Below are 14,333 nucleotides of genomic sequence, written 5' to 3'. Positions count from 1 at the left end.
CGACCGCGTTGGTCAATGTGCCGCTGAGGCTCCCCGGAGGGACGAATGAAGGCACGCGGATTGCTGGCCGCAGGACTTCTCGCCGCCACCAGCTTGGTACTTACCAATGCTCAACCGGCGGCAGCGGAGGACGAGCTGGTTCCGGTCGAGTCACTGGGGACCCAGCACCAGATTCCGAAGCCGACACTGACCGCGAGCGGCCCTCACCTGATCCTCTCGGACTCGCCCGAGCTACCCGACGCCGACACCGCGCTCCCCGGCGCGTTCTACCGGGACAGCGTGGACGGTCTCGTCCGGGTTCTCGGCCACCAACAGAACAACGCCCAGGTGCCGATGGTGCTCGGGGTCGCGGTGACGAACACCTCGGATGGGCCCGTGCTGTTGTTCGACCGTGGCGTCGGCCGGAGCGCGGACTACTGGCCGGACGTCGCGGGCCAGAACTCGCTGACGGCGTTCATGAACGACCATCACAGCGCGAGGTACCTCACCACCCTGAAGGCCGGCGAGACGTACTGGTCGACTCGTACCGTCGCACCGACCTACACCGAGGCGTCCATCCAGGAGTTTGCCGCGGTCACGTCCGGTACCGCGGAGAACGTCGGCCAACTCCAGCGCGCCCTGGACCCGGACATCCCCACCGACCAGTTGCGCCTTCCGCGCGGTGCCGCGCCGGCCCGGGTCACCGTGACCACCGTCGGCTACTGGTACACCGAGCCGCGCACCGCCGACCCGCTCACGCTGCCCGTGCTGCCCGGCGACACCGACCATGTACGTGGCACCTTCGACTACTCGGACCTTTACGGCACTGTTCCGGTCGAGCCCGACGGCGGGGTGCAGCGGCTGTCCGTCGACTCCGCACCTCCGGGCAAGCCGTGGAACGACTCGATGCCGGGGGAGTACCGCCTGGGCCGCAGCGCCGTCGACGGTGATCGCGCGGTGTACAACGACGGCAACTACGGCGTGCTCTACCACCTCGACACGGTCCTGAAGGGAGATCGCCGTTCGGCCGGTACGCCGGTCGGCCTGTTCCTCAACCCGGCAGGCGGCGGAGGCCACTTCGTGGTCGCTGTCAACGACAGCTTGCACCAGTCACCGTACGTCGACTGGCCCCGGGCGTGGCACTACGACCAGGCCGCGTTCGGTGCACGCGACGTGCACCTGCGACTCACCACCAGCCTGACCGGGGGATCGGCCGGACCTCAGGTGCTGCTGTTCGCACCCAACTACACCTCCGCCTCCGGCAGCTGAACCCCGAACCTGACCGAGGCAAGTCGTCCCAACAGAGGAGCTCATCCATGACGGGTCGTCCGTTCTCCCGCCGCGCCGTCCTCGGCGGCGCCGTCGCGTCGGCCACCCTCGCCGTCGGGTCCGGTCTCCTCACCGGGGAGACCGCGTGGGCCGCCGAGCCCTCGTCGGCGCGGGGCGGTCACCGGGGCCTGTCGGGTCCGAGCATCCAGCTCGACCCGACGTTCCCGTACTACCAGGGGCGTTCGCCGGACAGCATCGCCGACGAGCTCGCGGTCAACGGCTACCGGATCGTCCACTACTTCGTGGTGAACGAGCAGGACGTGAACGGGCCCGTCGTGGAGGCGTTGCGCCGGCGTGGGATCACCGTGTGGGCCATGGTCATCGGCAACGGTTCGTACTCCGTGTCCGGGTTCCCCGACGACTGGCCCACCTGGCAGATGCGGTTGCTGAAGCCGGTCGACGACGGCTTCTACCGCTTCTCCCCGTTCAGCACCGACTACCTGGGCTGGAAGAAGCAGGTCGTGGCGAAGCTCGTCTCGGAGTATCCGTTCGACGGTTTCGAGGTCGCCGAGCCCTACTTCCCGGAATGGAACGGCCTCGCGTCGGGCGTCTACGGCGACGTGGGCCCGTTGGCGCAGGACGCGTTCATGCGCAGGTACGGCATGGAGCTCCCCGACTTCACAGATCCCTCCTCCCCGCGTTACTACAAGACCGACACCGAGCGGTACGCGAAGTGGATGCAACTGAGGGTCGACGCGGTGAACGGGTTTCTCGCCGAGCTGGTCAACGGAAGCGGAGGCGTACGCGAGGCCCGGCCCGACATCCTCGTCGGCACCTGGTCTCTCGGCGTGGACGCGGGTCCTGAGTCCGTGGCACTCGAACGCGAGTATCAGGGGCTCGACGCGGCCGCCATGATCTCCGCGGTGCGGCCCGACATCCACATCCTGCAGACCAACTGGCCGGACTGGACCCGGCCCGATCTCCCCGCGACGTACCTGCGGACGTACCGGCCGTTCATCGACCAGATCCGTGCCACACATCCGCGGATCCCGCTCGGCGCGCAGACCGACATCGGTTCGACTCCCGCCATGACCCGCGACGACGGCTGGCTGCGAACCTTCGCCGACACCGCGGACCAACTCGGCCTCGCGACGTGGACCGGGTACGAGTACCACCTCGGTGGTTACATCTACCACGACCGCCCTGTTCCACGGCACGTCGAGCGGGTCACCGACGACAGCGCCGTCATCTCGTTCCAGAAGCGGATCGATCCCGCGTCGGCGAAGCTGCCACAGAGCTTCGAGATCCTGGGCGGCCGGCGCCGGTTCGTCGACCCGAGCGCGGTGAGCGTCGACGGAAACCGCGTCACTGTGGGAACGCTCCCACGTCGGGCACCGGTACGCCTTCGGGTCGCCAACCTCACCGACCAGCCGTCGACGTGGCTCTACCACAAGGACGGTCCCGCGAACGCCGTCCCCGACGACCTGGTGGTCGACGTCCCGCCTGCCGGTCGCTGACGGAGAGCGGCGTACTCACTGACTGCGGCGCAGCGTCTGCTCCAGGCTGTACCGGTCGCCGCGATACAGCGAGCAGGCGAGCTCGACCGCCCGCCCCCGTACGTCACAGGTCACCCTCTCCACCAGGAGAGCCGGTGACAGCGGGGGTACCTCGAGCAGCTTGGCCTGCGCGGAATCGACCACCGTCGCGCGCACCTGCTGCTGGGTGCGGTCTAGCGTGATGGAGTACCGCGCGAGCAGTGCCTCGTAGAGCGAATCCTCCAGCGGGGTTTCCAGCAGGCCGGGTGCCAGCCGTGCCAGCAACCACACCTCTTCGAGGCACATCGGCACCGAGCTGGCCGACCGGAGCCGGACGAGATGCAGCAGCGGCTCGCCCGGACTCACCCCGAGAAGCCAGCTCTCCCGGGCACCGGCCACCGTCTGCTCGGCCTTCATCAACTTCGCGCCGGGTACGAGGCCGCGCGAACGCATGTCGTCGCTGAACGACGTCAGCAGTTCGCGCTTGCGGATCGCCGGCTCGGCGACGTAGGTGCCGGACCCCTGAATCCGGTAGACCTCACCCTCGTTCACCATCTGCTCGACGGCCCTGCGGACGGTCAGCCGGCTCACTCCGAACTCGTCGCACAGCTTCCGTTCCGTCGGCAACTTCTGGTGGGGTTCCAGGCTGTCCCGAATCAGGTCGAGCAGATGCGCGCGGACTACGGCGTGCTTTGGTGCAGCCATCACCGCGGAGGTCGTCATCCACGCGTTCCGGCGTCGGCGCTCGCCTCCGCCAGCAGTGCGATCGCGCGGGCTCCGTCGGCCGGGGTGACCCGTGGTTCCGCTGTGCCGGCGACACAGCTCAGGAAGTGCCTGGCCTGGCGGGTGAACCGATCCTCTCCGGTGACCTCGATGATCGACTCGGTCCCGTCGACGCCGACCTCGGTCAGCTTCATCGTGGCGTAGTCCAACTGCAGGCGCCCGTGAGTGCCGGACACCGTGACCACTGCCTCCCCGGGCGCGGTCCGCCAACTGGCCTCGATCACGCCGAGCACTCCGGCCGTCGACTGCAGCGACAGCACCGCACTGTCCTCGACCTCCAGCGCCGGACCGCGAGCGGTGGCCGTGGTCGCCGTCAGCGCGCGTATCTGGTCGACCTCTCCGAACAGGAACCGGAACAGGTCGACCGAGTGCACGCAGGTGTCCATCAGTACGCCGCCACCGGAGACCGCCGGCTGGGAGAACCACGACGACTCGACCCCGTCGAGTGGCCCGGAGAACCGGTTCCGGAAGGTCAGTACGGTGCCGATCCGCCCGTCGGTGATGGCGGCCCTGATCGCCTCGATCTCGGGCTGGAACCGGTGACAGAACCCGACGGTGAGCAAGGTCCGGTTGACATGCGCGGCCTTGACCATCAGCGCGCACTCGTCGACCGTACGTGCCATCGGCTTCTCGCACAGGACCGCGACCTTCGCTTCCAGCGCCCGCACCGTGAGGGCCTGGTGGGTGGACGGTGGCGTGCAGACGCTGATCGCGTCGAGATCGGCACCGGCGAGCATCGCGGCGATGTCGGTGTACGCGGTCGCGCCGAACTCGGCGGCAACCGCCTCGACCGTGGCTGGATCGACGTCGGCGACCGCGACCGGGTCCACACCGGCCCGGCGGTAGGCGTTCAGGTGGGCACGGCCGATACTGCCGGTTCCGACCACCCCGATCCGTGGTTTCTGGGCGCCGCTCATTCGTTCCCTCCGGGCATCGCGTCGGGCACTGCGTCAGGCTTCGCGTCGGGCATCACGTCGGCCAGCCGGACCGGCTCACCGGTGGTGGCCGAGCGTTGCCCGGCCGCCAGGATCGCGAGCACCTCCAGGGTCGCCTCCCGGTCGATCGGAGCCGTTCCGGTCCGCGCCATTCCCACGGCCGCCGACATGGTGTTGGCGTAGAACGACTCGTAGTCGGCCACCTCGGTCTGGGCGACTCCCTGAGATCCGTACGCGGTGAGGTGGAACCCGGTCTTCGCATCGCGCAGGGTGCCGATCACGATCCGCGGCCCGGTCTCGTCCTCGATCACGGTGATGTCCCGATCGCCGCAGCTGAACTGCTGAACCTGCTTGGCCCCGGGGCCGCGGACGGCCAGCGCGGCCTCGACCGCGTGGACGCCGTAGTTGAACCAGTCGCCGGGTCCGACGCTGATCAGGGTGCTGACCTCGCCGCCGCTGTCCCGGCGGAGTACGTCGAGTTCGGGTGCGAAGCGCAGTGCCGAACAGCTCATCAGCGGGGTGCGCTGCTGCTCGGCCAGCTCGAACAGCTCGACGGCATCCTCCACTTTGAGGGCCATCGGCTTGTCGACGTAGGTCGGCACACCTGCCTCGAGGAAGGGTCGGGCCAGCTCCGGGTGCAGCGCCCCGCCGTCCAGGTCGTCCAGGATCAGCACCAGGTCGACGGCACCGATCAGTTCGCCGGGCTCGGTCACCGCCCGGTCGATCCGGTACGTCGCGGCGAGTTCGGGGGCGCTGGAGTGCATCCCCGACAACCCCTCCTTGCCGCTGCTCCACACGCCGACGACGCGAGCGTCCTCGACCCGCGGCGGGCCGCCGCCCACCCCGTTCAGGAGTCCGGCGAAGACGCCGGCGTGGGAGGTGTTGGTGCCGACGATGCCGACTCGAATCATCGAAAAGGTGTCCTTCCTGTGGCCTTCCCCGCAGGCCCTCCACCGTCAGCTCACGAGCAGCGGGGCGTGGGGAGGAACGGTCATTTCATGCCGGTGACGCTGATCCCCTGGATGAAGTAGCGCTGCGCCACCATGAAGATCGCCAACGCGGGGACGGTGAAGATCAGGCAGGCCGCCATCAGCGGACCCCAGGCGACACCGTGCTCACCGAAGAAGTTGTAGAGGCCGATGGACAGGGTGTAGTTCTCCTGGCTGTTGAGATAGATCAACGGCAGCAGGAAGTCGGTCCAGGTCGCGACGAACTGGAAGACGGCCACTGTCGCGATCGCGGCCTTCGCCTGCGGCAGGATCAGCTGCAGGTACACCCGCAGTTCCGAGGCGCCGTCGATGAGACCGGCCTCCCGGAGTGAGTCGGGGACACCGGTGAAGAACTGCCGCAGCAGGAAGATGTAGAACGGCGAGCCGAAGAACGCCGGAATGATCAGCGGCCACAGCGTCCCGACCGCGCCGAGGCGATCCCACAGCAGGTAGAGCGGGATGAACGTCACCTGGGCGGGCAGCATCATCGTGGCGAGCACCGTGCCGAAGACCGGGCTGCGGCCCCGCCAGTGCAGTTTCGCCAGCCCGTACGCCACCAGCGGGCAGGAGATGAGGGTGCCCGCGACGTTGAGGACGACCAGCAGCACGGTGTTGGCCAGGTAACGCAGGAACGGCATCGCTTGGACGGCTTCGGCGAAGTTGCCCAGCACCCACCGGTCCGGCAGCAACCTTGGCGGCACCCGGAAGATGTCGCCGCTGGTCTTGAACGCGGTCGTGATCATCACCAGGAACGGCGCCAGGAACGCGAGGCTGATGAGGATCAGGATCAGGTGATGGCTCAGGCGCCGGCCCAGATACTGCCGACGTGGCCGGGGAACCGGGCCGGTGCCGCCCGCTGTCGCCGGTCGGCCGGTCCGCACCACGTCACTCGCTGCCATAGTGCACCCACCGCCTCGAGGTCAGCAGGATCAACGACGTCAGCAACCCGATCACCAGGAAGAGGATCCACGCCATGGCGGCCGCCTGACCCATCTTGAGGAAGACGAACGCGTTGTGGAACAGGTGCATCGTGTAGGTCAGCAAGGAGTCTCCCGGGCCACCGTTGGCCCCGTTGCCTCTGCTCTGCGTCAGGAGGTAGGTCGGGGCGAAGATCTGGAGCGCCGCGATCACGCCCATGATCAACTGGAACAGCGTGACCGGGGTGAGCGCCGGCCAGGTGACGTACCAGAACCGCTGCCAGCCGTTCGCACCGTCGACGGCGGCGGCCTCGTACAACTGTTGCGGCACCTGCTTGAGGGCCGCCAGGTAGATCACGGCGGTGGCGCCGATGCCCCACCACGTGATGATGAGCACCGCGGGCTTCGTCCAGAGCGGATCGGCCAGCCAGTTGGGCTGCGGCAGGCCGACGCTGCCGAGGACCTGGTTGAGGTATCCGTACTGCGCGTTGAAGACCCAGCGCCACAGATAGCTGGCCGTCACGACCGGCACGATCGCCGGTAGGTAGACGATCGCGCGGTACAGCGGCTGCCCCTTGACCGGGAAGTTCAGCGCCAGCGCGACCAGCAGCGCGAATGCCAGGCCGAGGGGAACGCCGATGATGGCGAGGTAGGCGGTGTTGAACACCGACCCCAGGAACTTCGGGTCCTCCAGCAGGGTCGCGTAGTTCTTCAACCCGACCCAGCGCGGCGACTGGAAGAGGTTGAACTCGGTGAAGCTGTAGTAGAGCGACACCAGGATCGGACCGGCCATGAACACGACCAGCCCGATGATCCACGGCGAGGAGAAGGCGAACCCGGCCAGCGCCGGCCGGCGGCGCGGCTTGTGCCTGGCGAGAGTTGCCTCAGCCATAGCTCTTGGCCGCCTTGGCCACCTGCGCGTAGGCCTCGGCCGGCGACTTGGCCAACCGGGTGATCTTGTCGTCGGCGGTGGCCAGGTCGGAGGTGTACTGGGCCAGGCTCGGTTCGCTGGGGATCGAAGTCGCGTTCTTGCTGGCCAGCAGGTCGAGGAAGAGGTCGAAGTTCTTGATCGAGTGGTACGCCGGGTCCTTCAGGAGCGACTTGCGCGCCGGCAGGTTGGACAGCGCCTGGGTGAAGGACAGCATCGCTTCCTTCGACACGAGGTACTTCATGAACTCCCAGGCCTCGTCCGGGTGCTGGCTGTTGCTCGGGATGAAGAACGTCCCCGGTGCGACCAGGTTGGTCTTCGCCAACTCCGGCTTGCCGTCGGGATACGGGACCGGAACCACTCCCCAGTCCAGGTCGGGAGCGAAGTCCTTGATGAACGACGGCTGCCATTCGCCGTCTACCACCATCGCCAACTTGCCCTGGTAGAAGGGGTTCTGCGGCGACTGGTAGTCACCGAAGCCGGACACGAACCGCTCGATCTCCTTGATGCCGTACTTCTTGATGACGCTGTCGACATAGAAGTTCGCACCGGCGATGTTGCCCGGGTCCTCAGGTGTCGGCTTCCCGTTGTCGTACCACTTGCCGCCATGGGTGACGCCCAGCAGCCGGTAGTCGGCTCCGGCACCGCTGGCCCCGGCCAGGCCCAGCTGGGTCAGCCGCCCCTTCGAGTCGGTCTTGGTCAGCTTGGCGATGGCCTTGGCCCACTCGCTGGTCGTGGTCGGCGGCTTCTGCACGCCTGCCTCGGCGAACAGCTTCTTGTTGTAGAACAGCGCGGAGTTGTTGACCGCAATCGGCAGCTGGTAGACGTGACCGTCGTACCGGCACTGCTGCATGGTGGAGTCGGCGAAGTCGCCGAGGTCGAAGGAGTCCTTCTTGATGTAGTCGTCGAGCGACTTGATGACTCCCTTCGCCGCCCAGGCGCCGGTGGAGCTCCCGAAGTTGTCGGAGATGTCGAACGCGCCCTTGCTCCCGGTCATCGCGGCCAGCTGAGCCTGCGCGTCAGGGTTCGACACGCCCTTGACGACGATCTTGGACTGGCTCTGGTTGAACTTCTTGATCACGCTCTCCAGCGCCTTCGCCTCCTGTCCGGTCCACAGGTAGGAGAACCGGAGCGTGACCTTCCCGCCGGACGAGGAGGAGGACGAGTCCTTGGAACACGCAGCCAGACCGCTGAGACCTGCCGCGGCGATACCCATTCCGACGAAGCGCCGACGGGAGAGCTGATTTGGTCCAGACATGGGAACCTTCCGGGAGTTCGACGGGGGAGAGACGTCAGCGTGCTGACGGTCGCGTTGAGGATCCAAGGGTGGTCAGTACCAATAGGGGAGCAGTCCGAACGCGCGAGCCGTGCGACGCCCAGGCAGCCGCGGTCCGCACATCGCAGGATCCTAGCGACGCGTACAGTCTGGGCTCGACCATTGGACCTCTTCGGCAGAACTTGGTACCTACCAATTCACTGGCCGATTCTGGGCGATCAGCCCAGGAAGGTCAAGCGTCTTTCCCGAGGTTTGTCCCGCGCGCGCCGTGGAGGTTGGTGATGGACTTCCCTGCCGTCACCGCTCGTCCGCGGCAGGCGCCTGCCTGCTCCTCGGCCTGCCGTCGGCCTCATTCGGCCGGGCAGTCCGCTGAGCGAGTTCCGCCTCGAGCACGGTGGGTGATCGGCCGTTCGTGAACAGCCATCCGAGGCCGATGCCGGCGAGACCGCTGACAGGGGCGACGTACTGCGCGGCGACGGCAGGGTCGTGCTCGACCAGAGCCCAGATCACCATCACCAGGACCCCCAGGACCAGCAGTCCGGTGATGGCGATGCGGGCGGCATCCATGCGTGCGTAGTGGCTGCCCGGGCCGCCTCCTCTGGCTGGCGGGGGCGGCGGTGACACGTGGATGTCGTGCTCTCCCGCGATCGCGAGAACCCGGGCTGTCTCCTCGGCGTCTGCCGCATCCATGAGCAAGCGCCCGATCGCCTGCTCGGCCGCGGTCTGGCGCCGCATCACGGGCTCGATGGCGTAGTTTCCGAAGTACCCTCGGATTCCGCGCTCGGGAACCTCCCGCCAGCCGACGAGAGTGCTGCTCCCGGTGGATTCAGGATTCGCCTGCTTCTGAAGATCTGTCACGTCGGCCCCGCAGCCTGAGTTCGTCGAGTTCCGGCTTTGGCGAGTGTTGCGGCCAGTTTCACCTCCGCGTCGGTGAAGTCTCGGCGCGCTCGAACCAAAGCCCATCCGGTCGCATACCTGGATTTCTGGTATCGCGTAACGATGCCCAACTGAGTTCTCGAACCCCGAGGACGGAAAAGTTCGTTGTGCCACACCAGATCACACGGAATCACCTCGGCAAGCACCCGTTGCGCTGCCATGCGCGGCTCCCCATCCTCATGGCACATGGTGATCTCGGTGGCGCAGAGGATCAAGCGCGACTCCTGGCGCCCGTTCGGGAGTGGTTGGCGACCTGGTCCAGGCAGTGATTACTGCCGGAGTGGGTCCTGGCGGGGGAAACTTCCGGCGCGTGTTGTCGATGCCCGGCCGGTAAAGACTTGTACAATCCTTCGACGCGAGTCGATTCTCCAGACCTCTCGCCGAGATCCGGGTGTGCACCGGCATGCGTGGGGGACGCCGACGCCTACTGAACAACGGAACTCGCGGGAAGGTCCGGACAGTGAGAGAGATGATTCGTGCCGCCGGCTTGGTGAAGCGGTACAAAACCGTGGAGGCGCTTGCCGGCCTCGACCTGACCGTCCCCGAAGGACGAGTGCTGGCGCTGCTGGGGCCGAACGGCGCCGGCAAGACGACCGCCGTCCGCATCCTCGCCACCCTGCTGGATGCCGACGAGGGGACCGCCGAGGTCGCCGGAGTCGACGTACGCAAGAACCCCGACGGCGTTCGCTCGCGGATCGGGCTGTCCGGGCAGTACGCCGCGGTGGACGAGTACCTCACCGGCTACGAGAACCTCGAGATGGTCGGCCGGCTCTACGGACTCGGTAAGGCGAGGTCCGGCCGCCGGGCCAGGGAGCTGCTGGAGCAGTTCGACCTGGCCGACGCCGGCGACCGGCCGTCGAAGACCTACTCCGGCGGGATGCGGCGGCGTCTCGACCTGGCCGGTGCGCTGGTCGCGGAGCCGCCCGTACTGATCCTCGACGAACCCACGACCGGGCTCGACGTCCGTGCCCGGCAGCAGATGTGGGACGTCATCCGCAGCCTGGTCGACTCCGGCGCGACGCTGCTCCTCACCACCCAGTACCTCGAGGAGGCCGACCGCCTCGCCCACGACATCGTCGTCATCGACCACGGCCGGGCCATCGCGCACGGCACCGCCGACGAGCTGAAGGCACAGGTCGGTGGTGAGCGAATCGAACTCCTGCTGGCCGACGCCGCCGACCGGTCGCGAGCCTGCGAGGCGCTTGCCGCGGTCGCGGTCGGGGAAGTGCAGGTCGACGACAACGGCCGGGCCCTCACCGTTGCGGTGGCTGGTGGCGCGCCGGCGTTGCGGCGGGTGCTCGGCGACCTGGAGTCCGCCGACGTACGGATCCTCGACGTCGGCCTGCGCCGGCCCACCCTCGACGACGTGTTCCTGAGCCTCACCGGACACGCCGCCGAGGAGGAGACAGAGGAGTCCGCGACCTCCTCCGGCTCCGGCGAACGTCAGGAACAACGAGAGGTGGCACGATGAGCACCGGCCCTGTCGGAGCGGTCGTCGACGGGTGGATCGTCGCCCGCCGCAACCTGATCAAGATCAAGCGCGTCCCCGACATCCTGGTGTTCGTGCTGATCTCACCGATCATGTTCGTGCTGTTGTTCGCGTTCGTGTTCGGCGGCGCCATCGATCCCGGTGGCGCGGTGCCCTACCGCGAGTTCCTGATCGGCGGCATCTTCGCCCAGACCGTCGTGTTCGGCGCCACCTTCACCGGTGCGGGGCTCGCGGAGGACATGCAGAAGGGCATCATCGATCGGTTCCGGTCGCTGCCGATGTCCCGCTCGGCGGTGCTCACCGGGCGTACGACCTCCGACGTCGCGTACAACGTGCTGTCCCTGATCATCATGGCGTCCACCGGCCTGTTGATCGGCTGGCGGATCCGTGAGGGGATCCTGAAGGCGCTGTTCGCGTTCGCCCTCCTGCTGTTGTTCGCCTACGCGATCAGCTGGGTGATGGCCTACGTCGGACTGCTGGTCCCGAGCCCGGAAGTGATCAACAACGCGTCGTTCATCGTCATCTTCCCGTTGACGTTCGTGTCCAACGCGTTCGTACCCACCGAGTCCTTCGCCAGCGGTCTTCGGGTCTTCGTGGAGTGGAACCCCGTCTCCACGGTCACGCAGGCATCGCGCGAGCTGTTCGGCAACGTCGACCCGCGTGGACCGGTCCCGGACTCGTGGGCCCTGCAGCATCCCGTCATCTACACGCTGGGGTGGGTCGTGCTGATCCTGGTCGTGTTCGTGCCGCTGTCGGTACGCCAGTTCCAGAAGGCCAGCCGCCGCTGACCGCTCGGGCCGGTCCCGGGTAGCGACCGGGCCGGCCCCCGCGGGCGGGTCATGGCGTTCTCAGCCGATGCCGACCGTCTGTCGTACGGGCTCGATCACGGCGACGATGCGTTCCTGCTCGCGGGGATATGTCGTACCGGTGTACTTCATCGCCAGCCGGTCGACGATCTCCCACGCTGCGTCGCCCTCGATCCACTCGACGACCCGGCCACGGATGGCGACGGGCTGGTACGGGTTGTCGACGGGCGCGATCGACAGCGCCACCCGAGGGTCGCGCCGCAGGTTGCGTTCCTTGCGTACGCCGGGGCCGGTGAAGAAGACGATCCGGTCGCCGTGCGCGCCGACGTAGACCGGCGTGCTGTGCGGCGAGCCGTCGGGGAGAACGGTGGCGAGGTGAGCGAACGAGGCGCCGTCGAGTACGCGGCGGACGTCGGGATCAAGCATGAGAGTGCTCCTTCAGCGGCGTAGGGGTGTGTGTGACGAAGATCATCGGACCACCTTGTAGTGCAGGTGGGTGACGCCCGGCGCCGGAACGGCCTCGACGAGTTCGAGCCGCACGTGCTCCGGGAGCGACTGGAAGAAGGGCCGGCCGCCGCCGAGCAGGATCGGGATCTGGTGCAGGATCACCTCGTCGACGAGGCCGGCCGCCAGCGCCGCGGTCGTGACGCCGCCGCCCATCAGGCCGACGTCCTTGCCGCCGGCAACGTCCTTCGCGGCCGCCACCGCGTCCTCGATTCCGGTCGTGACCAGCGTCTGACGCTCGGGCAGCTCCGTGATCGGCCGATGAGTCAGAACGACCAGTGGCGCGGCCGGGTGTGGCGTACCACCGTTGATCCACCCGGAGTCGTCGTAGGTGTTGCGGCCGGCGAGGGTGGCACCGACGCGTCCGGCGACGGCATCGAAGACGCGCGCGCTGGGCTCGCTCAGCTTGAACCCGTCGAAGACCCGACTCGGCGTGTCACCGTCGAAGTACCAGTCGAACAGCATCGTCGCGTCGCCGAGCCCGCGTCCGGCTCCGGGATCGCGTCCGGTGATGTAACCGTCGACCGAGACCGCCAGTGCGACGAAGACCTTGCTCATGTCGTACTTCCTTCCTGGGTTCCTTGAGGAGACTTAGAGGACCATATCAGTCGAAGTTCCTTGAGGGAACCCCACGGTGCTAGATTGTCGTCATGCAACGGACGAACTTCGGTGAGATGGCGTGCTCGATCGCGCGCACCCTCGACGTCATCGGGGAGCCCTGGTCACCGCTGGTGCTGCGGGACGTGTACGTCGGGTTCACCAGGTTCGAGCAGATCCAGGCCGACCTCGGGATCTCGCGCAAGGTTCTGACCGAACGGCTGAACCACCTTGTGGACAACGGGATTCTCGAGCGCCGGCCATACGACGCGCGACCGCGGTTCGAGTACGTCCTGACCGAGAAGGGCGCCGAGCTCTTCGACCTGCTGATGGTCATGGTCGGCTGGGGCGACAAGTGGCTCGCCGGAAAGGCCGGGCCACCGGTGCTCTACCGCCACCACGCGTGCGGCGAGATCAGCCACGTCGACCTGCGCTGCGCACACTGCGGCGAGCCGATGCACGCCGGCGACATCGACCTGCTTCCCGGGCCAGGCGCGGCGACCTGACTCAGCCGGCCGCGGTTTCACGGCAGGTTGATGCCGGTGCGGTGAAGTAGCTTCCGGCGACCTGCTGTTCCGACGCCGATAAGCCTGCTCGGCCGCACCCCACTCTGAACTGGTCAACACGATAGGAAGTTCGGTGTACTCGACTGACTCACCCCGCCCCTGTTCAGGTACCGACGACGCCGAGCAGGCCGCCGTGGTACGTGATCCTGGGCAGCGTGCTGTGGGCACTGCTCCCGATCTACCTGGTCGGCTTCCTCAGCTGGGTGCCGGTGCTGCATGCCTGGACGAGACTGCGGCGCCGAGCGTTGCTCAACTGGACGCTCGCCATCGGTGGCACGACGGCCCTGGCGTTCGTCCTCCTCATGCTCGACCCGTCAAGCAGTGACTCCGACTCGAGCGACTCGGCCCTGGTCGGCCTGGCGACCACGCTCCTTGTTGCGGCGATGATCGCGGGTTCGATCCAGTCGTTCCGCCTGCGCCGTGAGGTCTTCGGCGACACCGGCCGCGGTGCCCAGGTGGTCGGCGCGTCCGACTGGCACTCCATGGCGGCCGTCGCACAGGTGGAGCACGCGCGCGCCCGTCGTGCGGAGGCCCGTGCGCTGGTGGAGAAGGACCCGGGCATGGCGCGCGAGCTTCGGATCGGGCGTCCCGACCTGCCCAACCGTGCGTACGACAACGGTGGCCTGGTCGACGTCAACCACGCGAGTGCGCAAGCGATGGTTGACATGCTGGAGTTGCGTCCGGCGTACGCCGAGGAGATCGTCCGTGCCCGTGAGGAGGCAGGCGGCTTCAGCGGAGCAGCAGAACTCGGCGCCTACACCAGCCTGCCGGCACCGATCGTGGACGGCCTGGGCGAGCGCGCGGTCTTCCTCCGCTACTGACCA

The 14,333-nt window shown here is 67.6% G+C and carries 15 protein-coding genes; 6 read left to right on the top strand and 9 right to left on the bottom strand.

The window, feature by feature from the left end; translation table 11 throughout:
* The first annotated feature begins 45 nt into the window (after positions 1-45).
* Complete coding sequence (locus tag F4554_RS25035; RefSeq protein ID WP_179789846.1) at positions 46-1,248, top strand: hypothetical protein; 1,203 nt, start codon at positions 46-48, stop codon at positions 1,246-1,248.
* 47 nt (positions 1,249-1,295) lie between these two features.
* A complete protein-coding gene (locus F4554_RS25030; protein WP_202889454.1) occupies positions 1,296-2,765 on the top strand; it encodes a hypothetical protein in 1,470 nt (489 codons plus the stop codon).
* 15 nt (positions 2,766-2,780) lie between these two features.
* On the opposite strand, the gene F4554_RS25025 is transcribed toward F4554_RS25030, so the two are convergent.
* From F4554_RS25025 to F4554_RS24995, 7 genes are all read right to left on the bottom strand, one after another.
* Entirely contained in the window at positions 2,781-3,488 is a 708-nt protein-coding gene (locus F4554_RS25025) for a GntR family transcriptional regulator (protein ID WP_179789845.1), read from the bottom strand.
* A 14-nt stretch (positions 3,489-3,502) separates the two neighbouring features.
* On the bottom strand, positions 3,503-4,483 hold the full coding sequence (locus tag F4554_RS25020) for a Gfo/Idh/MocA family protein (protein WP_179789844.1): 981 nt from the start codon (positions 4,481-4,483) through the stop codon (positions 3,503-3,505).
* Entirely contained in the window at positions 4,480-5,412 is a 933-nt protein-coding gene (locus tag F4554_RS25015; protein WP_179789843.1) for a Gfo/Idh/MocA family protein, read from the bottom strand. Before F4554_RS25015 ends, F4554_RS25020 begins: the two co-directional genes overlap by 4 nt.
* An 80-nt stretch (positions 5,413-5,492) precedes the next feature.
* On the bottom strand, positions 5,493-6,389 hold the full coding sequence (locus tag F4554_RS25010; protein WP_179789842.1) for a carbohydrate ABC transporter permease: 897 nt from the start codon (positions 6,387-6,389) through the stop codon (positions 5,493-5,495).
* Positions 6,376-7,299, bottom strand: a complete 924-nt coding sequence (locus tag F4554_RS25005; RefSeq protein ID WP_179789841.1) for a carbohydrate ABC transporter permease — start codon at positions 7,297-7,299, stop codon at positions 6,376-6,378. Before F4554_RS25005 ends, F4554_RS25010 begins: the two co-directional genes overlap by 14 nt.
* Complete coding sequence (locus F4554_RS25000; protein WP_179789840.1) at positions 7,292-8,593, bottom strand: ABC transporter substrate-binding protein; 1,302 nt, start codon at positions 8,591-8,593, stop codon at positions 7,292-7,294. Before F4554_RS25000 ends, F4554_RS25005 begins: the two co-directional genes overlap by 8 nt.
* 315 nt (positions 8,594-8,908) lie before the next feature.
* A complete protein-coding gene (locus F4554_RS24995; RefSeq protein ID WP_179789839.1) occupies positions 8,909-9,469 on the bottom strand; it encodes a hypothetical protein in 561 nt (186 codons plus the stop codon).
* A gap of 547 nt (positions 9,470-10,016) precedes the next feature.
* On the opposite strand from F4554_RS24995, the gene F4554_RS24990 reads away from it, so the two are divergent.
* Together F4554_RS24990 and F4554_RS24985 are read left to right on the top strand one after the other, a co-directional pair.
* Positions 10,017-11,018 (top strand): ATP-binding cassette domain-containing protein, encoded by a 1,002-nt coding sequence (locus tag F4554_RS24990; protein WP_238341397.1) that lies wholly within the window; start codon positions 10,017-10,019, stop codon positions 11,016-11,018.
* Positions 11,015-11,824, top strand: coding sequence for an ABC transporter permease (locus F4554_RS24985; RefSeq protein ID WP_179789837.1), 810 nt, complete (start codon positions 11,015-11,017; stop codon positions 11,822-11,824). Before F4554_RS24990 ends, F4554_RS24985 begins: the two co-directional genes overlap by 4 nt.
* Before the next feature lie 60 nt (positions 11,825-11,884).
* Here the strand turns inward: F4554_RS24985 and F4554_RS24980 are convergent, their stop codons facing one another.
* Together F4554_RS24980 and F4554_RS24975 are read right to left on the bottom strand one after the other, a co-directional pair.
* The gene (locus F4554_RS24980) at positions 11,885-12,268 is read right to left on the bottom strand and encodes a PPOX class F420-dependent oxidoreductase (protein WP_179789836.1); all 384 of its coding nucleotides are present in this window, start codon (positions 12,266-12,268) and stop codon (positions 11,885-11,887) included.
* A 42-nt stretch (positions 12,269-12,310) separates the two neighbouring features.
* The gene (locus F4554_RS24975) at positions 12,311-12,904 is read right to left on the bottom strand and encodes a dihydrofolate reductase family protein (protein WP_179789835.1); all 594 of its coding nucleotides are present in this window, start codon (positions 12,902-12,904) and stop codon (positions 12,311-12,313) included.
* 92 nt (positions 12,905-12,996) lie between these two features.
* Between F4554_RS24975 and F4554_RS24970 the strand changes: the two genes are divergently transcribed.
* The gene (locus F4554_RS24970) at positions 12,997-13,449 is read left to right on the top strand and encodes a winged helix-turn-helix transcriptional regulator (protein ID WP_179789834.1); all 453 of its coding nucleotides are present in this window, start codon (positions 12,997-12,999) and stop codon (positions 13,447-13,449) included.
* Positions 13,450-13,649: 200 nt separating this feature from the next.
* A complete protein-coding gene (locus tag F4554_RS24965) occupies positions 13,650-14,330 on the top strand; it encodes a helix-hairpin-helix domain-containing protein (RefSeq protein ID WP_179789833.1) in 681 nt (226 codons plus the stop codon).
* Positions 14,331-14,333 lie beyond the last annotated feature (3 nt).

The sequence above is a fragment of the Actinopolymorpha rutila genome (genome assembly GCF_013407855.1).
GTDB lineage: Bacteria > Actinomycetota > Actinomycetes > Propionibacteriales > Actinopolymorphaceae > Actinopolymorpha > Actinopolymorpha rutila.
The sequence above is the reverse complement of the archived record's forward strand: the minus strand, read 5'-3'. Positions and strand labels throughout refer to the sequence as shown.